General features: G+C 37.4%; 21 protein-coding genes. 9 read left to right on the top strand and 12 right to left on the bottom strand.

Annotated features, from left to right (window positions below; translation table 11 throughout):
• Positions 1-74: 74 nt before the first annotated feature.
• Both BLQ18_RS13950 and mobB read left to right on the top strand, forming a co-directional pair.
• Positions 75-659, top strand: a complete 585-nt coding sequence (locus BLQ18_RS13950) for a BfmA/BtgA family mobilization protein (protein ID WP_090297871.1) — start codon at positions 75-77, stop codon at positions 657-659.
• Between the two features lie 5 nt (positions 660-664).
• The gene (mobB, locus tag BLQ18_RS13945) at positions 665-1,687 is read left to right on the top strand and encodes a MobB family relaxase (RefSeq protein WP_090297868.1); all 1,023 of its coding nucleotides are present in this window, start codon (positions 665-667) and stop codon (positions 1,685-1,687) included.
• 13 nt (positions 1,688-1,700) lie between these two features.
• On the opposite strand, the gene BLQ18_RS13940 is transcribed toward mobB, so the two are convergent.
• Together BLQ18_RS13940 and BLQ18_RS13935 are read right to left on the bottom strand one after the other, a co-directional pair.
• Entirely contained in the window at positions 1,701-4,355 is a 2,655-nt protein-coding gene (locus BLQ18_RS13940) for a UvrD-helicase domain-containing protein (protein ID WP_090297865.1), read from the bottom strand.
• A 369-nt stretch (positions 4,356-4,724) separates the two neighbouring features.
• Positions 4,725-5,123, bottom strand: a complete 399-nt coding sequence (locus BLQ18_RS13935) for a helix-turn-helix domain-containing protein (protein WP_090297862.1) — start codon at positions 5,121-5,123, stop codon at positions 4,725-4,727.
• A 183-nt stretch (positions 5,124-5,306) separates the two neighbouring features.
• On the opposite strand from BLQ18_RS13935, the gene BLQ18_RS13930 reads away from it, so the two are divergent.
• The 4 genes from BLQ18_RS13930 (at position 5,307) to gapS4b (ending at position 9,758) form a co-directional block, all read left to right on the top strand.
• Positions 5,307-6,113 (top strand): RNA polymerase sigma factor, encoded by an 807-nt coding sequence (locus BLQ18_RS13930; RefSeq protein WP_245668136.1) that lies wholly within the window; start codon positions 5,307-5,309, stop codon positions 6,111-6,113.
• Position 6,114: 1 nt separating this feature from the next.
• On the top strand, positions 6,115-7,212 hold the full coding sequence (locus BLQ18_RS13925; RefSeq protein ID WP_090297859.1) for a hypothetical protein: 1,098 nt from the start codon (positions 6,115-6,117) through the stop codon (positions 7,210-7,212).
• Positions 7,213-7,686: 474 nt separating this feature from the next.
• Entirely contained in the window at positions 7,687-8,631 is a 945-nt protein-coding gene (gene gapS4a / locus BLQ18_RS13920; protein ID WP_090297855.1) for a GapS4a family protein, read from the top strand.
• Positions 8,632-8,636: 5 nt separating this feature from the next.
• Positions 8,637-9,758 (top strand): GapS4b family protein, encoded by a 1,122-nt coding sequence (gene gapS4b, locus BLQ18_RS13915; protein ID WP_090297852.1) that lies wholly within the window; start codon positions 8,637-8,639, stop codon positions 9,756-9,758.
• A 107-nt stretch (positions 9,759-9,865) separates the two neighbouring features.
• Here the strand turns inward: gapS4b and BLQ18_RS13910 are convergent, their stop codons facing one another.
• The 7 genes from BLQ18_RS13910 to BLQ18_RS17030 all read right to left on the bottom strand — a co-directional run bounded on the left by BLQ18_RS13910 (position 9,866) and on the right by BLQ18_RS17030 (position 18,214).
• A complete protein-coding gene (locus tag BLQ18_RS13910) occupies positions 9,866-11,824 on the bottom strand; it encodes a DUF2779 domain-containing protein (protein ID WP_090297849.1) in 1,959 nt (652 codons plus the stop codon).
• 135 nt (positions 11,825-11,959) lie between these two features.
• Positions 11,960-14,191 carry an antiviral reverse transcriptase Drt3b gene (gene drt3b, locus BLQ18_RS13905; RefSeq protein ID WP_090297846.1) on the bottom strand — a complete coding sequence of 744 codons (2,232 nt, stop codon included), beginning with the start codon at positions 14,189-14,191 and terminating at the stop codon, positions 11,960-11,962.
• A complete protein-coding gene (drt3a, locus tag BLQ18_RS13900) occupies positions 14,191-15,369 on the bottom strand; it encodes an antiviral reverse transcriptase Drt3a (protein ID WP_313795036.1) in 1,179 nt (392 codons plus the stop codon). The genes drt3b and drt3a overlap by 1 nt, the downstream gene beginning before the upstream one ends.
• A gap of 13 nt (positions 15,370-15,382) precedes the next feature.
• Positions 15,383-15,616, bottom strand: coding sequence for a hypothetical protein (locus tag BLQ18_RS13895; protein ID WP_090297841.1), 234 nt, complete (start codon positions 15,614-15,616; stop codon positions 15,383-15,385).
• Positions 15,617-15,964: 348 nt separating this feature from the next.
• Complete coding sequence (locus BLQ18_RS13890) at positions 15,965-16,357, bottom strand: hypothetical protein (RefSeq protein ID WP_139150405.1); 393 nt, start codon at positions 16,355-16,357, stop codon at positions 15,965-15,967.
• Positions 16,358-16,695: 338 nt separating this feature from the next.
• Positions 16,696-17,103, bottom strand: a complete 408-nt coding sequence (locus BLQ18_RS13885; protein ID WP_090298219.1) for a response regulator — start codon at positions 17,101-17,103, stop codon at positions 16,696-16,698.
• A gap of 4 nt (positions 17,104-17,107) precedes the next feature.
• Complete coding sequence (locus BLQ18_RS17030; protein WP_175443774.1) at positions 17,108-18,214, bottom strand: PAS domain-containing sensor histidine kinase; 1,107 nt, start codon at positions 18,212-18,214, stop codon at positions 17,108-17,110.
• A 565-nt stretch (positions 18,215-18,779) separates the two neighbouring features.
• On the opposite strand from BLQ18_RS17030, the gene BLQ18_RS13875 reads away from it, so the two are divergent.
• From BLQ18_RS13875 to BLQ18_RS13865, 3 genes are all read left to right on the top strand, one after another.
• On the top strand, positions 18,780-20,021 hold the full coding sequence (locus tag BLQ18_RS13875) for a site-specific integrase (protein ID WP_090298217.1): 1,242 nt from the start codon (positions 18,780-18,782) through the stop codon (positions 20,019-20,021).
• A 584-nt stretch (positions 20,022-20,605) separates the two neighbouring features.
• Positions 20,606-21,409, top strand: a complete 804-nt coding sequence (locus BLQ18_RS13870; RefSeq protein ID WP_090297835.1) for a type IV toxin-antitoxin system AbiEi family antitoxin domain-containing protein — start codon at positions 20,606-20,608, stop codon at positions 21,407-21,409.
• Complete coding sequence (locus BLQ18_RS13865; protein ID WP_090297833.1) at positions 21,410-22,273, top strand: nucleotidyl transferase AbiEii/AbiGii toxin family protein; 864 nt, start codon at positions 21,410-21,412, stop codon at positions 22,271-22,273.
• A 103-nt stretch (positions 22,274-22,376) separates the two neighbouring features.
• On the opposite strand, the gene BLQ18_RS13860 is transcribed toward BLQ18_RS13865, so the two are convergent.
• From BLQ18_RS13860 to BLQ18_RS13850, 3 genes are read right to left on the bottom strand one after another with little or no spacing between them, the layout of a single operon-like run.
• Positions 22,377-24,362 carry a heavy metal translocating P-type ATPase gene (locus tag BLQ18_RS13860; RefSeq protein ID WP_090297830.1) on the bottom strand — a complete coding sequence of 662 codons (1,986 nt, stop codon included), beginning with the start codon at positions 24,360-24,362 and terminating at the stop codon, positions 22,377-22,379.
• Between the two features lie 42 nt (positions 24,363-24,404).
• Positions 24,405-24,821: a Fur family transcriptional regulator gene (locus BLQ18_RS13855; RefSeq protein ID WP_090297827.1), complete on the bottom strand. Its 417-nt coding sequence runs from the start codon at positions 24,819-24,821 to the stop codon at positions 24,405-24,407.
• Positions 24,822-24,837: 16 nt separating this feature from the next.
• Positions 24,838-26,040 (bottom strand): efflux RND transporter periplasmic adaptor subunit, encoded by a 1,203-nt coding sequence (locus BLQ18_RS13850; RefSeq protein WP_090297824.1) that lies wholly within the window; start codon positions 26,038-26,040, stop codon positions 24,838-24,840.
• Between the last annotated feature and the right edge of the window lies 1 nt (position 26,041).

Below are 26,041 nucleotides of genomic sequence, written 5' to 3'. Positions count from 1 at the left end.
GGGAGGCCCTGTAAACACTGGAAATTTTTGACGAAAAAATTGACGCAAATTCACTAAAAAACAAAATTCGCTCCATGGAAAAGCAATCAACAAACGGCAGAACAAAGAAAGGAAGCAGTGGTTATTCCAATATCACCGTAAAGAAAGGAACGGCCACACGTTTTCGCAGCTATTCCAAAAAGTTCAACAAGTCCCATAGTGAGGTGTTGGATGGAATGATACAATACTTCAAGGAGAACAACCTTGACCCTTTTGGAGAGGGAACAAAGATCATCCTTGACAGTATTAAAAAAATGGAGCGTCAGATGATGAAAAAAATCGATAGGCTCATCGCCATTATCAAGAACATGGAGAAGACCAGTATCCGGCCCACCTATGAAATGGTGCTCATACTTTATGAGGCCTATGTAAAGGATGGAAGGAAACCAAGACGGAAACCCGTCCAGATACAGGAAGAGCAAATGGATTTTTTGGAGCCTCGGAACACTGTTCCAAAAGTGGAACATGAAAGGATACTGCAAGAATTCAAAGATTATAAAAAGCATTGCAATGAAATCCTCAACAACGTTGAAAAGGTGGAGCCAATGATGGGAAAGCCTTATTTAAAAATAAATATGGGCATCGGGGATTTTGAAAGCCTGAAATATCAATTAAGATAACGCATATGTACCTTACCATCTCAGCACAGAAAATGGGCAGTACCTATAACTCCAGTGTAGGGAACTATGTGGACTATCTGGAAAAGGAAAACGAGGATAGGTTGCCCGAACAAAGGGAAGAATTCTTTGACCAAGAGAACAACAGTGTAAGCCCTCAAACGGTCATCGATGAAATAGATGCCAATACCGCCAAACTGAGGCAGAAAGACCCAAAATTCTATTCCATAGTGGTCAGTCCCAATAAAAGGGAATTACAGGCCATAGGCAATGACCCAAATATGCTAAGGGAATACACCAGGAAACTCATGGAGGACTATGCCAAGAGTTTCCATCGTAACCAAGAGGTCAAGGCCGAGAATTTGAAATACTTTGCCAAGATAGAGCATGAGCGCACCTTTAGGGGCTTTGACAGACAGGTCCAAGAGAATGCACCCTACCGAGGGGAAATAGCAAGGCTCAGGAACGAGATACGGAAAGTGGAACGGGGCGAATCCATCGGGAATGTCAATGAGCTTGAAAAAAGGATCAAAGAGCAGGAAAGATTGGCCCCGCATAAACAGAACGGGCAGTTGGTGGCAGCCGGAATGCAAAAGGAGGGGCCACAGACCCATATCCATATCATAGTGAGCAGAAGGGACGTAACCAACACCTATACGCTTTCACCCATGGCAAAACATAAGGCATCCGAAGTGGAATTGAACGGGAAGACGGTCAAGAGAGGGTTTGATCGGGACAGTTTTTATCAAGCAGCCGAAAAGACCTTTGACCGGACAACGGGCTTCAAGAGGAACTATGTGGAATCCTATGTAGGGAGAAAGGCACATGCCAAGGAACCGGGGAAGTTCTTTGCCAAGGTCATGGCGTTGCCAACGAAGGAAAAGGATATGGCCTTTAAACTACTTAAAACAATGGGGGTAAAGGCTCCGAGTATCCCGACCAATAAAGTGCAAATGGCGGCCAAGATCATCAAAACACTTGCGAGGGTTATCGATAAGGCTAGGGGCACGGGTGAGGACATGGGTTACTGAAATCCAATAAGCGTCATAATTTTATTGTACTTCTGCACTTGGGATAATTTGTACACCCTAAAAAGTTCCCATATGGCCCTGTTCTCTTTGTCATAAAACCACTTTTGCAATCGGGACAAAGGAATTTGTCCTCTAGAATCTCTATATCGCTAAACGTCTGGCTACAGCTAGGATAATGAGAACACCCTAAAAATTGATTACCGTTTCTCTGATTTTGTCTGATAACTAATTTTCCTGTTTTGCAGTAAGGGCAATTTGTAGGATTTAATGTTCCTTCTGAATTGGATAACAAATAATTGTTATCCATCATTAATTCTTCTACAAATAAGGAAGCCTCGGACGGAATTAATAATATAACCTCATTTTTAGTTCTTGTCAATGCAACATAGAATAATCTACGTTCTTCCGCAAATCTATATCCTTCATCTTCACTGAGCAAAAGCGATAAAATAGGGTCATCCGTCATTTTGTTGGGAAAACCGAGCAAATGATTTCTAAGGTTCAATACTATAACATTCTCTGCTTCCGTACCTTTTGATTTGTGTACGGTAAGGTACTTGATATCAACATCCTCAAAGCCTCTTACTTCTAGTTTTCCTGATCTCGCAAAGTATTTCACTTTGCTGTTTGGAGTTAGTTTTATCAAATCGTTGATGTCAAAACCGTGCCTGCCCAGGACCAAAATTGATTTATTACCGTATTTGTTTACAAGTATTTGTATTTGCTTTATGAAAGCATCCTCAATTTCTTCTTGTTTATAATGAGCAAATTTAACAGGGTCATCCAAAGGTTCTTTCCGTGACTTTGGTTTTTTGGGAATCTGCTTGGTGTTTTTCTGTATGTATTTCGAAGTGATATCAATAAGCGATTGTGAATTTCTATAGGTCTGTTCAATTACCAGTTGCTCATACTTCCCGACATACTTCCCGAAATTGCTGAACAAGGAAACATCGCTTCCTGCAAAACGGTAAATCGATTGCCAGTCGTCTCCGACACAAACCAATTTTGCTCCTGACAAATCCCGAATTTCTTTGATCAAATTAAAACGTGAAAATGAAATATCCTGATATTCGTCAATGATAATATACCGATATGTGTATTGAGGTTTGTTGCTTGTTATAACATCAGTAGCTTTATTTATCATATCGTTGAAATCAATCTCATTTCTTTCTCTTAGGACATTATCATATTTTTCAAGAATTGGGATCACGAATTTTAAGAACATTTCCTGCCGTTCAAGCATAAAATCACTTTTGATTTTGTTCTTACGAGAAAATAAATTTATCAGCGATTGTTGGTTCAATTGTCTTGATTTGCTCAGGTTTATAAAGCTTTCAATTAGCTTGTTTAATTCTTCACCGAATTTTTTGCCATTATCAGATACTTTTTCATAAATGTCTTTAGCATCCCTGGGCCTTAACGTAATGTTCTCCATTTCCAACATTTCCCTAAGCTTTTCCAACAAAATGTTGTCTCTATTGTAGTAGGAATACGTTTCTAATAATTTGGTATTATGTGTTACATGCGTTTCCCTTTTTAGCTGCATATCCTCTACATACTTTTGCTCATTAAAGGAGGTAAGCCATTTTGCCCGGTTATGCTCGTCCACGCCGAAATGCTCTAAATATATATCATGGTCAGTTAGATAAAAGTCTGGACGGTACATTGTTTGTCCATAGGGATACGGTTTTTCATATTCATACTCGATACCGTTGAGGTACAAAAAATTTGCTATGGTGAGTTCCTCCACACTTTTTACCCTTTCACCTTGTAGCGTATCCAGTGTGGGGTTTTCAACTATATTCAATGGTTCACATTTTGACTTCAGTGTATGGAAATCGATTCCTTTTTCTGTGTCCAATTTTTCACCGAATGAATCGAATGCGTCATGCTCTTCTGGAATGTTCATATAACAAGCAACATATTGGATATATGATTGCAATGCTTCTGGATCATTAAAAATGTCCGATTGTAAGTATGTTCTGATTATTTCACTTAGAGTGTTTTCATTGGTCACAGCAGGAGTGTCAGGATGATATTTTTTGATTATATCGTAACCTAGTTTATGAAAGGTGGTGGCCTCGGTATCAAGTTCAATCTTTTTTAGTCGCTCATTTAATTCTTCAACTGTTTTTTTGGTAAATGACAGTAGTAAAATGTCTTTTGGGCCTATGTTTTTCTGTTCAATAAGATATTGGACTTTTCCAAGGATTGTTAAGGTTTTTCCAGAACCTGCACCTGCAATAATTAAATTTGAATATTCATCTGTAATCAATGCGTTGCGTTGTTGGTCATCCAACTTTTTTCCTTCAATATTGTCGAAATACTGTTTTAGTTTTTCTTTTTGTGTTGCGACATAGTTTCGGTTGTAGGTGGCTATGTAGTTATCAAAATTGTCAAAAACTTCATTAAAGCGTTTAACGGTTTCTTCTTTCTTGTAGAAGTTGGTTTTGTTTTCAAAGAACTGTCCTATGGCTGAATATTCTGATTTTATTTGGTCTCGTTGTACCCAAGTTATGTAGTCGTTTAATGCTTGAATGTGGGCAAGAAATTTAGTGGCCTGCTTTAGATTTCCTAAATATTCAGTGTCTTGGTATTTTTTCTTCTCTAACCATTGTTGAAAAAACAACAACAGTCCTACAATTAAAATGATACTGGCTATCAACATCGTATTCACTGTTTAGGTCTTGGAATATTTAATGCGGACTAAAATATTATGTGTTTTGAACAAACCTCTCCTGCTCTTAAATATAATTACTTTATTCAATCAAGTGGCAACCAAGATTATCAAGACACTTGCAAGTGGAGTGAAAACGGTCAGGGGAATTGTTAGCGGAATGGCTACTGAAATCCAAAAAATAGGTTGCGCCCTTTCGGGTTTTTGCTTCACGCTTATCTACCGGAACACTACAAAAACCCGATAGGATCCATGCGCAAAAGTTGGGGTAAGAATTTGGGACGCTTGCAGCGCGAAACATGGTTTCCCTCGCTTTTTTGAAAGAAACTTTTATAAGAAGATTAGGTTCAAAGTATCGGGCTATTTCTTGTCCAATAGCTTTTCCAAATAAGCGACTTTATCTTTTTCAGCTTGAACAAGACGTTCGTAGAGTTCAACTACTTTCTCCAAAGGGTTAAAGGTAGGGTATGGCCCTTGATTAAAACTATTGCCTTGCGGTGCACTGTTTTCATAAAAATTGTTGAAGTAATTAAAAACAGCTTCTTCTGAAAAATTTTCAATTCCCTCCTTCGTAACTCCCAATGCCTTTGCAACTTCTTCAAGTCTTTTATCCTCAATGGTTTCACTTTTTTCCAAGGTTGAGACACTCTGCTGACTAATTCCCAGTTCCTCCGCAAGGGTTTCTTGCTTCATTCCTCGGAGTTCTCTGATCCGGGCAATCTTCCGTCCTATATGATTGGTTTTTGTCTCTGTCGGCATAACTTAAAGATATTGATAATATTCTGTTGTCCCCTCCTTTTGGTAAAATACAAGCTACTTCGGGTAATTTACAATCAATTATGGTGGGTTACACTTTTCTACACGACTAATTTAAACGAAAATTTCAGCTTGGAAAAATTCCAAACGAAAGAATGAGGAGTTGACCAACACCAAGGAATACCAATGAACAAACGCATGGAAAACCACCATACCCTAGAAGAATGCTATGAATGCCTAAAAAAGGGTTGTTCCAACTCTTTTACAGAAATCTATACCAAATATCACAGACAGATTTTCTGGCTTGGCAAGAGCTTTCTTGATGATGGTTTTGTTGTGGAAACATTGGTACAAGATGTATTCTTGAAGTTGTGGGTAAATAGGGACAGTTTGGAGTCACCCAAGCACATTTATTTTTTCCTACGGTTTGTTATGAAAAGGGAATGTATTTCATATTATACACGCCCTAGAAACAAGTTTTTCAGGAAAGTCCACTCTTTGGAGAGTTTTGAGAATTACCAAGACTATATGGTTGGGTATGACCCTGCGGAAGACAATAACAATTTTAAACTTCAGGAAGGGGAACAAGAGAAGTTCGAGAGTGTCAAATGTGTCCTGCCCTTATTGGATGACAGCAAAAGGCATGTAATCAATCTATGTTTGAAATATGGCTTTCAGTATAAAGCCATTTCCAAAGCAATGGGAAAAGGCATCAATGAAACCTGTAGAGAAATCAAGGAGGCAATTGAAGATATTAAAACCATCCTTCATCAAGGAAATAAGCTCGATTCCAATAACAACAAGACAGATGAAATCAAGTTCACAGGTGAGATGACCGAAGAGCAGACAAAGGTGCTTAAAATGCGTTGTGAACTAAGATATTCCTTTTCCGAAATAGCAAATGAACTTAACATCTCCCAAAAGGAGGTGCATCAGGAGTTCATGATAGCATATAGGCTAATGGAAGCAAAACATCAATTGCAATCAGCCTAACATGGAAAAGTCAACGTTAAAACTTACTCGAAAAATCCAGATACTGATCGACCTCCCTACAAAAGAGGAGAAAAAAGAGGCCTTGGATAAACTTTACCAGTGGCAGAACAGATGCTTTAGGGCGGCCAACCTTATAGTGACCCATCTATACGTTCAGGAAATGATAAGGGAATTCTTATATCTATCAGAGGGTACAAAATATAAATTGGCTGACGAAAAGAAAGATGAACAAGGAATCCTCAATCGTTCCAGGATCAACACTACCTATCGGGTCGTATCAGACCGCTTTAAAGGCGAAATCCCTACAAACATATTGTCCAATTTGAACCAGGCCTTGATTTCATCTTTCAAGAAGAACAGACCGGAGTATTGGAACGGTGAACGATCTTTAAAAAACTTCAGGAGGGATATGGCCTTTCCCTTTGATTTGGAGGGATTGAGTGGATTACTCTATAATGAAGAGAAAAACGCCTTTTGCTTTCGTTTATTTCGGATTCCCTTTAGAACCTACTTGGGAAAGGATTTTACGGATAAACGGATATTGTTGGAGCGGGTAGTGGAGGGTAAGACTAAACTGTGCACATCACAGATCAAGCTAAAGGATGGCAAGATTTTCTTATTGGCGGTATTCGAAATTGAAAAAGAAAGGCATGACCTAAGACCGGAGATTATTGCAGAAGCCTCTTTGTCCCTTGAATATCCTATTGTCGTAAAGGTTGGCAAAGCAAGGCTTACCATTGGCACAAAGGAAGAGTTTCTATACAGAAGACTGGCTATACAATCGGCACATAGACGGGCAAAGATTGGGGCAACTTATTCTAAATCGGGTAAAGGCATCAAAAGAAAACTAAAGGCAGTTGACAGACTTGGTCAAACGGAACGTAAATATGTCCATAACCGTTTGCATGTCTATAGCCGAAGATTGATTGATTTTTGTGTTAAACATAGAGCAGGAACCCTCATACTTTTGAATCAAGAGGAAAAAACTGAGATTGCTAAAGAGGAGCAATTTGTATTAAGAAATTGGAGCTATTATGATTTGATGACCAAAATAGAATACAAAGCTAAGAAAGCAGGTCTTGAATTAATTATTGATTGAATAGAATGGTCGAGGGTGCTTGTACACCCGTAAGGTGAGGTCAATGACACTCGCTAAATGCTAGTGGCATATACAATGCGTGGGCTCTCTTATTTGAAAGCCTGAAAACAACAATAGGCTCTTAAGAAAGGATTATCTTAATTAAGCTTACTCTAATAAAGGACTACAAAATTTAGGAGTTACGATTATAGTTGTAAATGATTATTCGGAGATATACGGCTGATGGTAGAATATGGAAATTCCAATAATGTGCATATTTTGATGGTCAATCTTTAAAATAGGGTCAATTCATATTGCTGACACTTGAAATCACAATCAGGTCAAAGAAAATATCTTAATCATTGTCTATTTTCCAAATCTGAGGTTAACTGCCTTTTTAAATTAATTCTCACCTTTTTTAAAAACAAATTTCAGGGTTTTAAGTTTTCTTAATATTTTGGTAGTAAATTACTTAATAAATTTTCAATCCGGGAAATGGGAGAATATTCAAAAGAAATTGGAGAAAGAGGTGAAGAAATAGTTGAATACCTTTTTAAAGACTTATTAGGCTATCCGTATTACAGAACAAACCTACCCATAGACTGCTCATATGAATTAGATCATAGCATTAAAAAGGGTAAAAAGCGGAAAACCCATGGAATAGATGGTTTGGTCTCTTACAAAAATCCGCTTGAAAATACCGTCTTGGACATTGGGGTAATTTCAGTTAAATACACAAAAGATAAATACCCAAACTCTCCCCGAAGTAAGTTTAGAGATTTTTTTAAGGAACTAGCATGGACAATACAATGCTTTGGACATACCGATTTAAAATCAGGTATAGAAAGTAAAGCTTCGGATATTGACAAGACCACAATAACGGGTGTTCTATTTTGGTTGTCAGACAATGAAAATTCTAAGAATGCGGATTTATTACCAGAAATTTCAAAATCTCAATTCGAAGGCGATGAATTGCTTTTTGATAAAATCCTATTTGTAGACAATAGTCGTTTAGCATTTATTTTTAATGTTCTAGAAATTTTAAAAAATAAGTATGGCCGAGAAAGCTTAGATTTTGTATACCCAAGAACAGGTAGAAATATTTTTCCTGAGCACAATGAAGGTTTTGGTAAATATTTTCCAATGGACTTTTTTGCATATGATATACTTCCAATTCGAATTAAAACTATAAATGAAGGAGTTTTGTTTACTTTAATTTGTCGCAAACCATTTGATGAAGATGAACTTATTCAAATTATTGGTCTAGCTAAAAGTTTTAATCATCTGGAAGCAACCACAAAAACAATAATTGGCTTTCCTGATTATAACAAGCTTAGTAATTCTGATTCCGTAAATAGTATCTTAATGGAGTTTGTTGATGATAGCTTTAGGTCCCAGATTGAAATAGTTAACTATAATTTAGATTTTAGAAATATTTAAGTTTAATGGAAGAGGACAAAAGAACATTCTTGCCATATGGTGATAGTCTTAGGGTATTAATAGCTCATTCTGAGTTATCAGTTTCTAACCACAAATCCCTTTTGAAAAATAAAGGTGTTTTTTTAGGCGATTACGAAAAAAACACTACCGTGCCGACTTTGATGAAACTTATTCTCGATCCATCAGAATTTCAAGAGTTAGTTGAAATGCAATCTTCGAAGGAAGATAATGAAAAGTATAGAACGTTAAAGTTGCCTTGGAAAAAAGATGTTGATTTATTTGAAGCAATTCCAAAAGATTTTAATATCAATAAAATTATTAAAGAAAGTACTGCATATAAGCCAACCTTCAAAGTTCTTGGTTCTCCACAGTTCAAAAAAATTGATGGTAACTCTAATAGGGTTGAACTTGAATATATTATTGAGAGAGAGAATAATACCAAAGGGTGGGATGAGAGAAAGACCAGACACAAGGGAAGTCTAATATTAGAAAAAACGGCTTCAGACAACATACAGCTTGTACTGACAAAAACTCATACAGCAAAAGAAACTAATGAGTTGGGGGAGAATATATTAAAGAATCTGAAATCACACTTTAAAGACAATGGATACGTTAGAAACGAAGATGATTTTGAAAGAATTCAGTTTAACCATTTTTTGAACGAGAATCGCATACAATTCTTATTTGGATTTACAGATGCATTTCATGGTAGTATGGATTTTGTAAAGCTGACTGATTTGACAGTTGGACCGGATTTAAAGGAGGATCCACCTAAAGAAATTAAGGATTTTTTGGATGGCATCAACAAATTAAGAATTCAAGGAGAGGCATTACAAAGACATATGCTTATATCGAAGAAGGAATATCATTCTAAGATTGTTTTTAGTTCTTTAACTATCAGATATAAGTTTAAACTTTCCGAAGGAAACGGTTCTTGTGTTGTCGAATTTGTTTTTTCTGATTACGAAGACAAACAAAATGAAAAAGCAGAATTCCAATTTTATATTCAATCTATTACATTGGATAAAGGATATAGGCAACATGCAAATCAACAAAAGATCCGAAAAAAGTTGAATAAAGCAATTGAAGGGCAAAAGCTTTTTTTATACGAAAAGCACAAGATTTGATTGCAAAATGCTGAATCGAGGGTGGTTCAATTTTACTGTTTTTAGTGGTCTCAATCCTCCGACCCATCCAGTGAATCAAATTTTGAAAAGAAAGGGTTGAGTTTACCCTAATTGACACTTATTTTTTCACTGAAGAACTCGTAAATCATTACCATGGCCAAAGTATCCAGCTCGCAATATTTTAGTAATGCATTTTTTATTTCTGCCCTTTCCATAATTGTCATTTCTTCAAACTGTAGCTTAGCATAAGCTATCATTGCCGAACCACCATCACTGATTCCTTCAATATCGGAAATCAGCTTATCTAAATCAGTTTCATTCCAATTTTCAAATATATTTGGGAGCATTTTATATGGATTTATAATTTGCCCATTTTGGCTTAAATGGAGAATGCAATCATTGGATTTAAAGTTATTACTTGTTAAATCAATTCTATTTAATGGTTGTTTATATTTATTCGTTAAAAACTCACTTCTGCTGAGGATTGAAGGTAGTATATCCTTTATCGAATTGGATCCATGCGTGGATGGGTCATAGTAGTAAAGTTTTATTAATTCACATAAATCAATCATATCCCTACTACCTATCCACCCAGAATTATTTGTAGCTTGTCCTTTATTTGAATGACTAATAGTTTCTATGAAGCCTAACAATTCCGATTTGTCGTCTTCATCTGATTTTTTCAACTGTTGGTAAATTGTGTTCAGAACAGTGTTTTCATGATGAGAGTATCGAAAAATACTTCCGTTGTCTTTATCCAATGATTTTTTTAAAGCTCTTATAAAACTAAAATTTGGAAACTCTCCGGGTTTGGAATTTAAGTATTCTGATTTATGAATTATGGTTCCATTCTTCTGAACTAAATGATGTGAAAATTGAAATGCGATTAACTCATATGGCTTTCTTCCTTTGTTGAAAGGAATTGCGGTCATTGATGTTTCAAAATCTATAAAATGCAAAGGGAATTTCCATTTGGATATTTCAGCTTTTAAGTTTTTTTTATCTAAAAAAAATGATTTATCCTTTTTCTTAACTTTTTGAACTTGCAACCATTGCCTTTCTGATAATGAAAGCCCAACTTTTTTTGAGTTTATTTTTATATCGGCTAAAGTCACATCCCGCATAAAATATTTTCCTTCACTCATTAGCCTTGAAGCACCCCTGAAGCCATTTATATCATAAACTTTTGGTTCTGAAGCTATATTATTCTCTGATATACTGAGTTTCTGAGTCCAACATTCTATAAAACCGCTTTTTTTCAATTTATCAGTTGTATGGAATTCACAAGTTTTGCATTTTACGTTTAAAGGTGATACGAGTTTAGTATTTTTCTTATATGCTTTCGTAAACTTTTTTAAGCTATCCTGAAAGACCGAAGAGTTATGTTTAAGTTGACCCGAAATGATGCCCTTGATGATTGATTTAACAGCAACTTTATTAAAAATGGATTTACCAATATCAACTTTCTTTAGGCCTTCTTTGATAATTATTCCTCCATTTGGAGATATTTTGAACATTTGATTTAAGCCATCTACAGTGGAGGCTTTATTTTTATCCATCACCAACAAAAAAGGTTCAATTTCCCACTCAGGATGACATAAACTTAGAATGTAATATTGAAAAGCAATATCGAATAAGTATGGTGCCCATTCATTTTTTAACTCCCCCCTTTTACCAATTAAGGCATATTGATCATTTGAATCATAAGATTTTGATTTAACCTCAATGAGTTGGACTTGGTTGTTGTTTTTAACTAAAATGTCAATTCTGATAAAGCAGTCAATTGACGAAAAGGCAGGTTCAAAAAGCACAACATTTTCCTTAATCAGCTGCTTATTGGTTTTAATTACCAATTCGTTATAATCCAATGGCTCCCCAGTAATTTGAATACCATTTTGAAATTCAAATTTAGCAAGTTCCTCAACCTGAAAACCTCCTTGGATAATTGCCTCTAAAAAGCTACTTTCATTTTTTTTGTCAGCATATTCAGATTTATTGGCATAGAAAAGCTTCGTAGGGCACTCAAGCCCTAATTTGAATAATGACTTTGAAAGGAACCTACTCATTTTAGACAAAAGATACTTTAAATAAAAAAGTTAGCCCCAGAATAAGCTAACTTTGTTTTTGTCAAATTACTGACATACTAGAACGCTTGTGTGTGGCAATTTAAAATTGCATAATTGTATCTGGTGCGTCCTATTTTAAGAATAAGGTTCTAATGAACTCTTGGCATTCAACTCTTCTAATAGGTTAAAGTTATCCCACTTGGTGAACCAATATCGTTGTCTTTCAACGAAATTAATAAACTCTTGGTGATTGGCTTTATCAACACCAAAACAAGTTAGTATTTCTTTTTTAAACTTATTATCATTTTCTTTAAGATACGGGCAGGCAATCAAGTCAAAAAACAATAAAACCAATTCAGAATATTTTGTCCTTTGCCCCTTTTTTATTGCCCCTATTTTTTTTCGAATAGATTCTTTTATAACAACTTTCAAGCCGCGATATTCCTTGATATCTTTAAGGTAAAAAAGTAAAACTGTTATAACGAAATAGTTGATTTCGTTCTTAAATTTATATCTTTTTGGGTCATAACTTTTATTATCTGAATCCAAAATCTCATCGAGATTTAGATATTTAATTAGTTGATTTGCTGTTAATCGATAATCTTTCCCCAATTCTTTAAGGATTATTAATAAATATAGCGTCTCTATTTGTACATGCTCCCTAAGTTTATTTCGATCAAGAGTCAAAATAATCTCATCAGAAATCTTCTTGAATATTTTTTCCTGATTTATTTGGAAAAATTGGTAGTATAGAGAATATCTTGCCTCATCCGATTTAACTTTAGTTTTCTTTTTAAAGGTTTTTATAATTATAGACAACATACCTACTAGCTTAATTGTTGAATTTACCCTTGGAGAAACACCATATAAAAAGAATATGAAGTCGAGCATTTCAATTGTGTATTCAGTGAAATTAGATTCTTGTTTGGCAAGTTTTCTTTTCTCCTTTTCAGATAGGTTTCCGCTCAATTGTCTTTTTAACATTGCCCTTTTGTGTTTCTGATATTTTTTAATATTCCTCGTTAAAACAGTTTTGAAGACCGCTAACGTGAAATTCATGATGTCTTTATAAGAAACATGCGAGACAACAACAATGGTTTTGAACTCAGTAATTAATTTGTTTGAGTTGCATCTAATTTTGACATCTCCTACCTTGATTTTTTTCTCGGGCTTAAGGTCATCTTGGTTTGGAACATTGTTAGGAAATGATTTATCTTCTTTATCCTTCTCTTTTCTTATTTTAAATTCAATGTTTTCACGGACAAGATTAAGTATTTTGTTTTTTGCGATTGTTATTTCTGTAATTAATGGTTTTTCATAAGGAATTGTTTTAGAGTCATTGAAGGACATTTTATATTCTTTTAGGCTTACTTTGTAAGTCTCAAGTATGATTTCCTTAGTTTCCTCTTCATTGTAAAAAAGAAAATAATCATCCACATATCTATAGATTTCATAATCTATTTTATGTATTTTTTTCTTTCGACTTAAATCCGATTCAACTTTCTTGTCAATACCTTGTAGAATTAATTCAGCGAATATTCTTGAGAATTCCGGGCCAATTAAAATACCATTGGTTTCTCCATAATTTGCTCCACTAATAAAGGCGTCAAATTTGCCTGGAAAAGTACTGGGAATCTTATCCAAATTATCCTTTACAAATTGCTTGTCGAAAAGTGTCCATGCTAATGAATGTGTGTAAATACTATCGAAACATTTAGCCAAATCAAACTTTAATAATCTATTGAACTTTTTCTCCGCTCTATGATAGATATAATCTTCGTAGAATTTGTAGACATTTGAATATTTCTCATAGGTAAAAAAAGTTTTCAAACTCTTATATTCTTTGTTGTATTCTTCAATCATATCCTCTTCATCTCCTTTTCCATCTTTACCAGCAGAAGTGTTTGAATAAACAAACTTTGCGATACTTGCAGGTCTCCTTATCGAAAAGGAGCTTTGTTTAGAGTAGTGTAGAATTAACTCTTTAAACTCTTCGTAAAATGAAACAAGTTCAATTTGACATTTAGGGTGTGGTAATGCCAAATCTCTAAAATCATTTTCCTTATGAGCAATTTTATAATGAAAAGGTATTTTTCTTAATTCATTTGAGTTTAGCTTCTTTTTGTTAGCCTCATAAACACCATGTGCATCAAAAATTATCGAAATGATCTCTTTTATAATATTCTCATCTTTACAATTTATCCAAGTGAATTGATTCTCCTCTGCACAATATTTGATTTTGTATTTGACAAGGAATTCATAAAAGTGACGATTTGAAAAAATTATCGGTGTTTCATATGGTAATACATCACTTAAAACGGCTCTTTCAATAGAATAACTTAGGGGTATTTTTTTTCCTTTTCTCATTATTTCCAAATTGAGATTACTCTTTCAAAATTGTTCGTCAGTTTTTTGTTCTCCTTAAGCCGGATTGGCCTTAAATCGGAAATATTTTTCTTTTTCGAGTTGATGTTAAAAAAGCTTCGGTTTACAAAACCATCATTAAAACTGTATTTTTTCAATTTTTGATTCAATTTTGGAAATTGTGATACTGGTAATTTTGCATCAACAATCTTGTGCAATTCTTCATCTAGAAATAAAAGATCACCACAGTCTTGCTCTATTAAGCTATTAGAGTAATAAATTCCAACCAACCCCTTTTTTGGTTTGTGTAGACGGGTATTCTTTGTTAAGTAATTAAATCTATGAATTAATAATTTTGATGCCTTTTTAGGTGCAAATTCTAATTGTTCAAAATACTTGTCAATACTTTTATTTATTCTCTCTAAATATTTGTCAATTTTTCTTTTCGACATTGAGGTTCCTTGATATTCAGAGGTTTTAAGTTTGAAAATATAACCTAGGAATTCAATGTTGATTTCGCTTTGATCTTTTTGAATATCATGACAGTATGTTTTTGCATTATTAATATTCAATCCACTTTGTTGAATAACGTTTTCAACTTTTGAGATATAATCTGGCTCTGTCAGTTTCCAACTAGGGGTAAATAAAACAATTATGTCATCCACATATCTAGCATAATAAGTGATTCCATCAAGCCTATTTATTTTTTCATCAATATCTCTCATATATAACTCGGCTAGATATGCGCTTATTCCGATTCCTCTAGGAATACCGACTTGATCCCTTTCAGGTATTCCTTGCTGATTACTTAAGTTATTGTAACTGAATAGTAATGATTTAATTAGCCTCTTTGATTTTGGAGTTAATAATTGATTATTATTGATTATTCTTAATAACCTGAACTGTGGAACACTTTCGTAAAAATTTGCAACGTCTGTTCTTAATATAATTTTCGGGAAATTATCTTTTAGTAGATTTTGAACTTGCTTGGATATTAGGTACCTATTGGCTTGTTTAACTCCGAATGTCCTGTGAATATTAAATTGGAGTTGTTTCATCGCAAAAAAGGATGCTGGTTCTTTGGCCAAAGGATAAATATCTTTACCGCTGGGCTGGTGCAAGACTTTTGACATACTAAAGTTAAAATCATTCCTATTAACATTCGTTGAATAGCTCTCCAAGATTATTTCAAGTTCATTTTTTTTTTGCTTTTTCTATTTCTTTTTTTTCATCTATAAGTTTAGCGAGAGAGTCATCATCTTGCCCTCCCTTGCCTTTGAATGCTTTTATAATTGCCCTTTGTTTTTTTAATTCTCCAGAGAGTCTGTGGAATTGATCTGAATAAAAAGTCTTTTCGAAATTTCCTCTTCGATTTTCAATTTCAAATATCTTTTTGAAGTTTTCTTGTGAGAATGATTGATCTAACATACTTAATACAACTATTTATTCAGATTATTCTGTCATTTCTAAAAATAGCAATAAAGTAAATATTCTCAGAATTATAATTAAATCAAAAAGTATAGATAATCTGGATGGGATAAATAACGAGAATCACTAAAAGCAGCCAATCAGAGCCACTTTAAATTTTAGCATAGATGAGATAAATTTAGTCATTTATTTGGGGCTTTACCATGCTATGTCCCGGTGTGGCTGGTATACTGCCCAGTACTTTCAATACTTTGTAAAATTGTTTGAATAATCCTTTTTGAAAGTATCAGAATCTGACTTGGATAAATAAAATAAAATAAAACGCAGTTTTTTTGCAATGTTTTGGTATCAGTTGACCAATCTATATCCATAACCTGGGCCGTCACATGGAAGGTAACCTCCATTAAATATTTCCTTCTGACTTATAATTGAAATTTGCTCTTGGAGTGAGCCTGCACAATTTTGAATTAAATAACTTTCTTCTTCATACTCAAATTCATAGTACTCCGAGTCTTCTGATTGAATCAAAGTATAACTGCCTGTTGCAATACTGGTGCTATCAGGGTATACCCTTCTTTTGACAAAGTGATTGTCAGAAGAAAGCTCAATGAATTCGTTAAACTCCAAGTCCTTCTTCTCGATGATTTTTCCCGACATACCCGCATTGATGTACTGGAGTTCAAAAAGGTTGTTACCCTGAAGGTCAATTTCTTCATCCGTGCTATCACAAGACTGATTCATAATTAAAGAAGTTAATGAAAGAAATATGGCAAGCTTTTTCATGGTAAAAAGGAATTGATTTTATATCAATAAGATACATTGAACCATAAATCGTTGCTTATCAAAAAAATGCCTAAATTAGTGGTGTAAAACTCCCATAAGTTTTGCCTCTGGATGGGCCGATTTGAACACGGTTCAGGGTTCGGTTAACTGGTCTCAGTTAACGGTGTAAAACAATGAAAATCAACTATTTATATTCATAGGGATGGGCCTGCCACAATTTTCTTTCATCAGCTGTTTTAATTTCTATTTCTTAAGTTACTGAACACCCCAATTACACAGAAATTTTTTAATACCATTTAGGATTTAAGACTTTCATGGAGCATAGAGATTAGTTTGGATTTGGACAATGGTTTGACGACGTAATCCGTAACTTCGCTGATTGATTTTGCACGTTGCATATCACGAGGGTCGATTGATGAGGATACCACATAAATCACCACCTTTTTGCCGATTCTTGGTCGAAAGCGCAAGTAGTGCTCCAAGAACTGCCAACCATCCATTATGGGCATGGTTAGATCCAAAAGGATCACATCTGGAATTTTAGCAATATCATCAAGTGTCGCCTCCAAAAAATCAATGGCAGCTTTTCCATTGGAAAAAATCTTTATGGAATTTATCAGGTTCAAACTGTTCAAGGTCTTTTGGACTATAAATTGATAGGTATCATCGTCATCTATCAAATAAAGGGTGTCGATTGTTTTCATAAGGTCAGTTGGCATTAAATTTTATAAAAAAAGTGGTCCCCCTACCTTGTGTACTTTCCGCATATATCATACCACCGACAGCCTCAATTTGGGATTTGGTAATGAATAGCCCAAATCCCTTGGCATCTGGATTGTCGTGGAAGGTCTTTCGAAGACCGAACAATTTAGGGCCATGTACATCCATGTTGATTCCAAGGCCATTATCAGCAAACTCCAGCCAGGCACTCCCATCCTTTTGGTAACTTTTTACTCGTATCCGTAATTTTCTCTTAGGAGACTGATATTTTATGGCATTGCTGAGCAAGTTTTGAAAAATGCTGTCAAGGTATTTCTTGGGGTACCTTAGATTCGACACTTCATCGAAATCATGGTGAACCTCAATGTCGGGATACAGCACCTCGACGTTCAAAGCTTCCATGGTATTTTCCAAACAGTCTTTGAAATTAAGGTTCACCTTTTCTATTTCGGTATCCTGCCTAATCTGTAGGGATTCCACAAGTTCATTGAAGGTATCGTTTAAAAGATGAACCGGTTTCACAAGTCTTTCTATTAACTCTTTTTGGTCTTCTGAATCATCACTCTCCTGGATCATTGAGGTCAATAGTAATAAATTGGATAGGGGTGCGCGTAGATTGTGCGATACTATAAAACAGAAATCCTCCAATTGTTTGTTTCTGCGCATCAACTCCAGTTCTTGATTCTTTTGTTTGGTAATGTCAAAACGTATGGAGACGTATTGGTAAGGTTTGCCCGAAGCATCGAGATATGGAACAATCGTTGTGGCGACCCAGTAATAAGATCCATCTTTGGCCCGGTTCCTAATATCGTCGCTCCAAATATTACCACGGGCTATTGTCTTCCACAGATTACGGAAAAATTTGGGCTCGTGGTAACCAGAGTTGATGATGCGGTGGTTTTGGCCTAACAGTTCCTCCCGTGAATATTGTGATATTTCGCAGAACTTGTCATTGACATACGTAATATTTCCCTTGATATCCGTAAAGGCCACGATTGCAGATTTGTCCAAAGCAATCTTTTGCTGTTCCAATTCTGTGAAAATTCCTTCTAGATATTTGAACACTTGTACTTTGCCTGAATCCTCTGAAAGCATATAAAAAGGTTTTATTGAATCTAATAAGGGGAACCTCTAACTGGACAAGTTACGAATTTACTTACATAAAGACCTGTTCAAAATACATAGTTGTATACTTTTACCTATTAATAACAGTGCGCAACCCGATGTTTCAGACAAACTACATGATTCATTGAAACAGCAAAAGATTGCTTATAAAAAAATGCCTAAATTAGTGGTGTGGAACTCCCATAAGTTTTGCCTCTGAATGTGCCGATTTGAACACGGTTCAGGGTTCGGTTAACTGGTCTTAGTTAACGGTGTAAAATAATGAAAATCAACTATTTATGTTTCAAGGGATGGGCCTGCCACCCCGACAAATCTAGCAATAGATAAAAATAAAAGCACTGTTAATCAATTGATTTTCAGTGCTTTTTTCGTTTTGTGCATTTATTTGATATCATTTGAAACCAAATAGTAGGTGTGCAATTAGGTGTGCAATTCGGTGTACAACCTTTTATTTGAAATGTACTATCTTTAAAGAGCTTTTGGGCACGATTTGACTTTCGATGAACAATTGTTGTTTAACCAAAGTCATTTTAACATGAAAGCAAAAAACACTTTCGCGGTAGTCTTCTTTACCAGAAAATCAAGGAGCGTTCCAAATCAATTATCCATTTATGTCCGTATTACCGTGGACGGAAAACGCTCAGAGATCAGTCTCAAACGCAACGTGGCCTCAAAGAATTGGGACAATGCCAGAAACCGGGTCAAGGGAAGTTCCCAACCGATCAGGGAACTGAATTCTTACATGGACAGCGTGTACGGAGCATTGTTGGTGTGCCATAAGGAACTTTTGCAAGAGAACCGGGTAATTACCGCAGAGGCTATCAAGTCACATTATCTTGGTGAGGACGATACGAACAAGACGCTGAGGGATCTTGTCTCCTATCACAATGAAAGGATGTCCATTGTCTTAAAATATGGTACCATGAAAAACTACTATACCACTGCTCGGTACCTTGACAGGTTTTTATCAAAGGAAAGTAAGGTTGGCGATGTTTATCTCAAGCAATTGAACTATGCCTTTGTCACGGAATTTGAGCACTATCTTAGAAATTACAGAGGCTCGGATAAGAAATTATCCCTGGGGAACAACGGTGTCATGAAGCATCTGGAAAGGTTCAAGAAGATTTTGAACCTTGCCGTAAAATTGGAGTGGATGGAAAAGAATCCCTTCAATCAGTTCCAATTAAAGTATAACAAATATGATAGAGCGTTCTTGGATGAAGAGGAACTGCAACACTTGGAATGCTACGAACTGAAGAATGAACGTTTGGAGAAGATACGGGACTGTTTTGTCTTTGCCTGTTATACCGGGCTGTCCTATGTGGATGTAAAGGAACTTACCAAGGATAATATTGTCAAGGGTATCGATGGAAACCAATGGATAAGTACGAAACGTGAAAAAACTGATAAGCCGGTCAAGGTTCCCTTGATTCCACAGGCACGTGCGATTTTGGAAAAGTATGATCTGGATGGGCCGAATGAAGGACTATTGCCCATCAGTTCGAACCAAAAGACAAATGCCTATCTAAAGGAAATTGCCAATGCATGTGGTATTGATAAAAACCTGACCTTCCATGTGGCCAGACATACTTTTGCAACTACGGTAATGCTCTCCAATAATGTTCCCATTGAAACGGTTTCCAAACTCTTGGGACATACCAAGCTTTCCACTACACAAATTTACGCTAGGGTAGTGGAGTCCAAGATAAGTGAGGATATCGATAATCTTTTGATTCGTTTTAAGAGTAAAGAGGTCAAAAGAAATGCTGGTGGGTAAGTTTATGTTTAGATGATGTGCCAAGTTATTTATGCTATGAATGTGTCGAATTCAGGTAAAGTTTTTGGAAAATATGGGTTCAACTTTAAGGATTGGAAATTTATGGTTCTATTGAGGAACTTTCCAACAGATAGTAATGCTTGATACCATTTCAATGTAATTAATTTAGTATTTTACATTATGACAAGAAATAGCATTGAGTTACTTTTTAAAAAATGTCGCAAATATTGACAACATTTGCGACATTATTTTTTTGTAGGGTTTCGATCCAATCCATGGGATAGTGGATGAGCCGGATGGTTGATACCACCATATACGGATAATTTGAGCCACTCAATAATGGCCTTAGTGGTCTAAAAATCAGAGTTTTGTTTTCATCTAAAGGTACTCAATTTTATCCGGCTAGTGTGGTATACTTTGTCTGGCGTTTCCACTATGGTTCTAGGTTTAACTTTTTGAGCTATGTTTCCTTGATATCAAACTTTTTAGACATTTAGTCTTATTTTTTCAAATGAATCCCCTAAATTTACCAATCGTGTAACGATAGACCCTATTTTTTAGGGTTCTTTGTGTCATAAAAGGTAATGGCGAAAAGTACATACATCTCAGAAAATCTCAATGAAAGCCATATTGCTTTGGTAAAGTATTTGGAGGATCATGAAATCCTTTATTTCAAATTGAAGGAACTGGCCATCCAATTGCCCAAAAGTTTGGGGGACAATGTGAATGAATTGGTGGAGAACCTCCATCAAAAGGGGTTGTTGAACCGAATAGAAAGAGGGGTATATGCCAAACCCAATTATTCCAATGTCAATGTACTGGCTACATTCATTAGCCCTGGTAGTACCTTGGCCTATTGGTCAGCTTTGCACCATCATAACCTTACAGAACGATTTCCGTATACCCTTTTTATCAAGACCATCCACAGGAAAAGGGATACAAACATCCTGGGCTCCAAGGTAAAGTTTGTTACCGTAAAGGAAAGCAAACATATCGGTACCATGTTGGAAGGCTTTGGAGCAAATGGTTTTTTGGTGACCGATAGGGAAATGACCATAGTGGATTGTTTTGACCAGCCCCGCTATGGGGGTGATCTGGACGATTTGATCAAAGCGTTCGCCAATGAAAAATGGGACAATGAAAGATTGATTACCTATACGAAGGCCTATGGCAATATTGCCCTGACGAAAAGACTGGGCTTTTTGGCAACCCTTTTCCATGCGGATAGCTTACAGGGTTTTATCCAATATGCCAGAAAGCAGGTGAACAAAAAGTATAGTTTGATCGATGCAGGTGGGCTGGATCAAGGGGAATTTGTAAATGAATGGAAGTTGCGATTGAACATCAAAAGGGATAACCTGTTGCAAATGGCCCAAAGTGGATATTAGATGATTCTTCAAAAGGAAATCATAGAGCGATCAAAAGAATGGAAGGTGCCTCCCGATACCGTGGACAAGGACTACGTCCTGGGGCATTTTCTATCGGTCTTTTTTGAAACCTATAAGGATGACCTCATTTTCAAGGGAGGAACATGCCTGCGTAAATGCTATATCAAGAATTATCGTTTTTCAGAAGATCTGGATTTCACGGCAAGGGAGAAGGACTTCGTACTGGAAAAGGAAAAACTGGAAGGTATTGCCAAGACCACTACGGATCGGACCGGAATCCTGTTCAGTGTAGGTGAAATTTCCCGATTGGTCTTTAATGACGAGCCCAAAGGATTTCAGGTATCCATAAAATATTGGGGGGGCAATCACTCCAAAAACCAACAGCCCCCGCCACCAGATCGTTGGATGACCAAAATCAAATTGGAAGTGAGTACGGACGAGGTCATCATTTTGGAACCCGAAATATTGCCCATTATGCATCCTTATTCCGATGGATTGCAAGGTGAAAAACAATGCCCATGTTATGTCATTGACGAGGTGATCGCTGAAAAGCTAAGGGCCCTGAAGCAGCGTTCATACACGGCACCACGGGATTTTTATGATCTGTACCATCTGACCCAAAAATTTTCCAAAAAGGACTGGGAAAGGATTGTTCCTCTTTTCCTTAAAAAAATGGAGCATAAAAATCTAGCGTATACTAATCCTTCGGATTTGGTGGATGACACCAAGATTGCAAATGTGAAAAGAGCTTGGAGGACCAGTGTCGCCCATCAAATTACCGAGGATGATGCCCCAGAAGCTGATGAAATTATTGCAACTGTAGTGAAAAACATTGAAAAATTTTTTCCAAACAATACAGTTTAATTTTCAAAATGGAACTTGGGGAAATCAGTGGGAAAGACTTAACCATTAATTTGCCTTCCAAGTTGTAGTGTTTAAGATTCCATTTCTTGGATATGGTCAGGCCTTATCTTTTTTGACCAAGCTCTTTGTTTTCCCATTGCATCCGCTGCAAACGTACAGCATTCAAGATGGCCAACAAGGCTACACCGACATCGGCAAAGACGGCTTCCCACATGGTGGCCATGCCCCCAGCTCCCAAAATAAGCACTATCGCCTTGACCCCAAAGGCCAACCCAATGTTCTGCCAAACGATACGGCGAGTGGAACGGGCAATCTTAATGGCTCGTGCTATCTTACTGGGTTGGTCGGTCTGGATAATGACATCTGCCGTTTCTATGGCCACATCGCTACCAAGGCCCCCCATGGCAATGCCAACATCACTGGCCGCCAATACAGGTGCGTCATTGATACCATCGCCAATGAAGGCGATGATGTTATCCGTGACCTTTTTTAGTTTTTCGACCTCACTGAGCTTATCCTCGGGCAATAATCCGCCCTTGGCCCAATCCAAGTCCAGTTCCTTGGCAATTTTTTGGGTTATGGAATCCTTGTCACCGGATAGCATGATGAGTTTGGATATCCCTGCTTCCCTGATTTGTCGAACCCCGTGCAGGGCATCCTCCTTGAGTTCATCGGCTATGGTGACATATCCCGAAAACTTGCCATCCACACTGACCATGACCAGGGTTTCCACGATGGAATCGGTTTCAGACGGAACCGCTATTCCATTGGCTTCCATCAACGCTTTGTTGCCTGCCAAAACCACTTTTCCATTAACTGTACCCTTTAATCCTTTTCCGGCCACTTCACTCACGTCCATGGCTTTATGGGGATTGTCATTTTTGTATTGTACTATGGCCAGGGCGATGGGATGGGTGGATTGTTCTTCCAAGGCCAGAAGGAACCCCATGAATTCTGTTTCATCCATACCGGCGGACTTGATGTCCTTGATTTTGAACACACCTTTGGTTACCGTGCCCGTTTTGTCCATGACAACGGTATTCACCTTGGTCATGGCATCCAAAAAGGAGGCTCCCTTGAACAAGATCCCATTTCGGGAAGCGGCACCAAGGCCACCAAAATATCCCAACGGAATGGAGATGACCAAGGCGCAGGGACAGGAGATCACCAAGAATATCAATGCCCGGTACAACCAATCCCTAAAGTTATAATCGTCCACAAAAAAATAGGGGAGAAGGGTAAGGGCAATGGCAAGGAATACCACAATAGGGGTATAGATCCTGGCAAACTTTCGGATGAACAGTTCCGTCTTGGATTTTCGGGCGGTAGCGTTCTGAACCATATCCAGGACACGGGCAATGGAGCTGTCCTTGAATTCCTTGGTTGTTTCCACTTCGATGACCCCGTCCAGATTGATACTGCCTGCATAGACGATATCTCCCTTCTCTAAAGTCTCGGGTTTGCTTTCCCCTGTGATGGCAGCCGTGTTCATCGAGGCCCTTGCTGAAAGCAGTGCACCGTCCAACGGAACTTTCTCGCCGACCCGCACTTTGATGCGTTCCCCGATGTTGACATTCTCCGGGTTTTCGGTTATAAAATCTCCATCCCTGAAGACCGAGGCTTCATCCGGTCGTGCATCCAACAGTGCCTTGATGTTCCCTTTGGCCCTTTTTACTGCGGCATCCTGGAACAGTTCACCCACGGAATAGAACAACATCACCGCAACACCCTCAGGGTATTCCCCAATGGCGAAGGCCCCCAAGGTGGCTATCGACATCAATAGAAATTCGGTGAAGAAATCCCCTTTTTGGATGCTTTTCCAACCTTCTTTGACCACAGGAAACCCTACGGGAATATAGGCGGTGGTGTACCATAGGATACGTATCCATCCCTTGAAAAACGGGAAAGCATCAAAATAGTCCACTGCAATGCCAACAATGAGCATTGCAAAGCTGGAAATGGCCGGTAAATAAGTCTTGAATTTAGATACACCTTCAGGACCACCATGGTTATGGCCCCTCTCGTGTCCGTTTTCGCCCGGGTGTCCCTTTGACCCCAGATCACGTAGTTTTACTTTCTTCTTTTTCATAGACTGTAAGGTCGTAATTAGTTTCGTGCAACGGAAGTGCATTTATTGACCGCTACATTTGTCGCAAATTCCCTTAATGACCAAATTGGCATTTTCTGCCACAAAGCCATCGGGCAGATTGATATGGGGAATCTTATGCTCAGTGAGACAGACCGTTTCATCACAGCTATCGCAATGAAAGTGCAGGTGCAGATCTTGTTCCATTTCACAATTGCAACCTGGTTCGCACAGGGCATATTTTGAAATATTGGTGCCATCATCTATTTGGTGCACAATACGTTTTTCCTCAAAGGTCTTCAGGGTCCGGTACAATGTGGTTCTGTCCGCTTTTGAGAAAGCGTTCTCCATATCGGTCAGGGCAATGGCCACTTCCCTTTCAGCCAAATATTTATAGATCAAAATACGCATCGCCGTAGGACGAACACCATTTTCGGCAAGTCGTTTTTCTATTTCTTTCATTTTAAGATTTTCTTTATTAATGTCCGTGTTCTTCCGATTCGCCTTTTTTCATTTCAGCCATCAAATAGTAGGCGTTGTCATAGGCATATTTCGTATTCGGTTGCTGTTCCGTGAGAAAATCAATGGCAATCCAATCGCCATCCTTTGTGCTCTTCGCAACTTCTATGGGTTTAAATGACCAATCCTCACCTTCCTTTTCGGCCGAGAATACAAAGAACCGTTCGCCATCCGCGGCGATGGCAGCTTCGGGTATAGCCACTGTTTGGGTATTTTCCGTCTGGATACGACCCTGAATGTACATCCCTGGAATCAGTTGCCCTTCCTTGTTTTCGATTTCGGCGTGTACGTGAATCGCTTTAGGATTTTGTTCAAAGGTCTTTCCTACGGAATAGATTTCGGCGGTCAGTTCCTTTCCGGGGATGGACTGTACATTGAAAATTACCTTTTGCCCTTCCTTCACTTTATAGACATCCTTTTCAAAAACCATCAAATCTGCGTGTACGTGATGAGTGTCCACGATTTCCATTAGGTCGGTCTGCGGTTCTACGTACTGTCCCGTCTTGACCTTTACCTTTTCCACAAACCCTTCGATGGGACTTTTGAGTGGAACCCGCTGGTAAATGGTGCCATTCCTTACACCTGCTGAGTTGATGCCCAATTGTTGCAGTTGTGCTTCGAGACCATTGGCCTTGCTTCGGGATACCAGGTATTCCCCTTCGGCCTTTTGAAAATTGGCACCGCTGCCCACGCCTGCATCATACAATGTTTTTTGCCGTTCATACTCTTTTTTTAAAAATTGACTATTGCTATAGGCATCGAGATAATCGGTCTGTTTTTCGATGATATTGGGATGTGACAGGTAAGCGACCGTTTGCCCTTTGTTGACCTTATCTCCCTCGATAACCTCGATGGATACCACGTTGGCACCCACCACTGTTGTGACGGTGGCCTCGTTCTGTGGTGGGACTTCCAACTGACCATTGGTTTCCACGTACCCGCTCATATTCCGCATTTTTGGGGTATCGATTTCCATTTGTAAGGCATCGAATTGTTTGGCCGTCAGCATTACTTCCTTGGCTTCGCCCTCGGAATGTACTTTTTCCATTTCTGGATTGGCTTGCCTATTATCAACGGTTTCTTTTTTGGAATTGCCACAAGCGGTCAATCCCAAAAGCATCGCCAACAAACCAATAACTGCGTATTTTGAAAGATTCTTCATT

The organism is Flagellimonas zhangzhouensis (assembly GCF_900102925.1).
Lineage (GTDB): Bacteria > Bacteroidota > Bacteroidia > Flavobacteriales > Flavobacteriaceae > Flagellimonas > Flagellimonas zhangzhouensis.
The sequence above is the reverse complement of the archived record's forward strand: the minus strand, read 5'-3'. Positions and strand labels throughout refer to the sequence as shown.

Bases quoted from the DNA above. Each gene is read 5' to 3' on its own strand.
- BLQ18_RS13950 (WP_090297871.1), top strand. From the start codon at position 75: ATGGAAAAGCAATCAACAAACGGCAGAACAAAGAAAGGAAGCAGTGGT.
- BLQ18_RS17030 (WP_175443774.1), bottom strand. From the start codon at position 18,214: ATGCTTTCAGAGGATTCAGGCAAAGTACAAGTGTTCAAATATCTAGAA.
- BLQ18_RS13865 (WP_090297833.1), top strand. From the start codon at position 21,410: ATGATTCTTCAAAAGGAAATCATAGAGCGATCAAAAGAATGGAAGGTG.
- drt3b (WP_090297846.1), bottom strand. From the start codon at position 14,191: ATGAGAAAAGGAAAAAAAATACCCCTAAGTTATTCTATTGAAAGAGCC.
- BLQ18_RS13925 (WP_090297859.1), top strand. From the start codon at position 6,115: ATGGAAAAGTCAACGTTAAAACTTACTCGAAAAATCCAGATACTGATC.
- BLQ18_RS13870 (WP_090297835.1), top strand. From the start codon at position 20,606: ATGGCGAAAAGTACATACATCTCAGAAAATCTCAATGAAAGCCATATT.
- BLQ18_RS13935 (WP_090297862.1), bottom strand. From the start codon at position 5,123: ATGCCGACAGAGACAAAAACCAATCATATAGGACGGAAGATTGCCCGG.
- BLQ18_RS13850 (WP_090297824.1), bottom strand. From the start codon at position 26,040: ATGAAGAATCTTTCAAAATACGCAGTTATTGGTTTGTTGGCGATGCTT.
- BLQ18_RS13930 (WP_245668136.1), top strand. From the start codon at position 5,307: ATGAACAAACGCATGGAAAACCACCATACCCTAGAAGAATGCTATGAA.
- mobB (WP_090297868.1), top strand. From the start codon at position 665: ATGTACCTTACCATCTCAGCACAGAAAATGGGCAGTACCTATAACTCC.
- gapS4b (WP_090297852.1), top strand. From the start codon at position 8,637: ATGGAAGAGGACAAAAGAACATTCTTGCCATATGGTGATAGTCTTAGG.
- BLQ18_RS13895 (WP_090297841.1), bottom strand. From the start codon at position 15,616: ATGTTAGATCAATCATTCTCACAAGAAAACTTCAAAAAGATATTTGAA.
- BLQ18_RS13860 (WP_090297830.1), bottom strand. From the start codon at position 24,362: ATGAAAAAGAAGAAAGTAAAACTACGTGATCTGGGGTCAAAGGGACAC.
- BLQ18_RS13885 (WP_090298219.1), bottom strand. From the start codon at position 17,103: ATGAAAACAATCGACACCCTTTATTTGATAGATGACGATGATACCTAT.
- BLQ18_RS13910 (WP_090297849.1), bottom strand. From the start codon at position 11,824: ATGAGTAGGTTCCTTTCAAAGTCATTATTCAAATTAGGGCTTGAGTGC.
- BLQ18_RS13890 (WP_139150405.1), bottom strand. From the start codon at position 16,357: ATGAATCAGTCTTGTGATAGCACGGATGAAGAAATTGACCTTCAGGGT.
- BLQ18_RS13875 (WP_090298217.1), top strand. From the start codon at position 18,780: ATGAAAGCAAAAAACACTTTCGCGGTAGTCTTCTTTACCAGAAAATCA.
- BLQ18_RS13940 (WP_090297865.1), bottom strand. From the start codon at position 4,355: ATGTTGATAGCCAGTATCATTTTAATTGTAGGACTGTTGTTGTTTTTT.
- BLQ18_RS13855 (WP_090297827.1), bottom strand. From the start codon at position 24,821: ATGAAAGAAATAGAAAAACGACTTGCCGAAAATGGTGTTCGTCCTACG.
- gapS4a (WP_090297855.1), top strand. From the start codon at position 7,687: ATGGGAGAATATTCAAAAGAAATTGGAGAAAGAGGTGAAGAAATAGTT.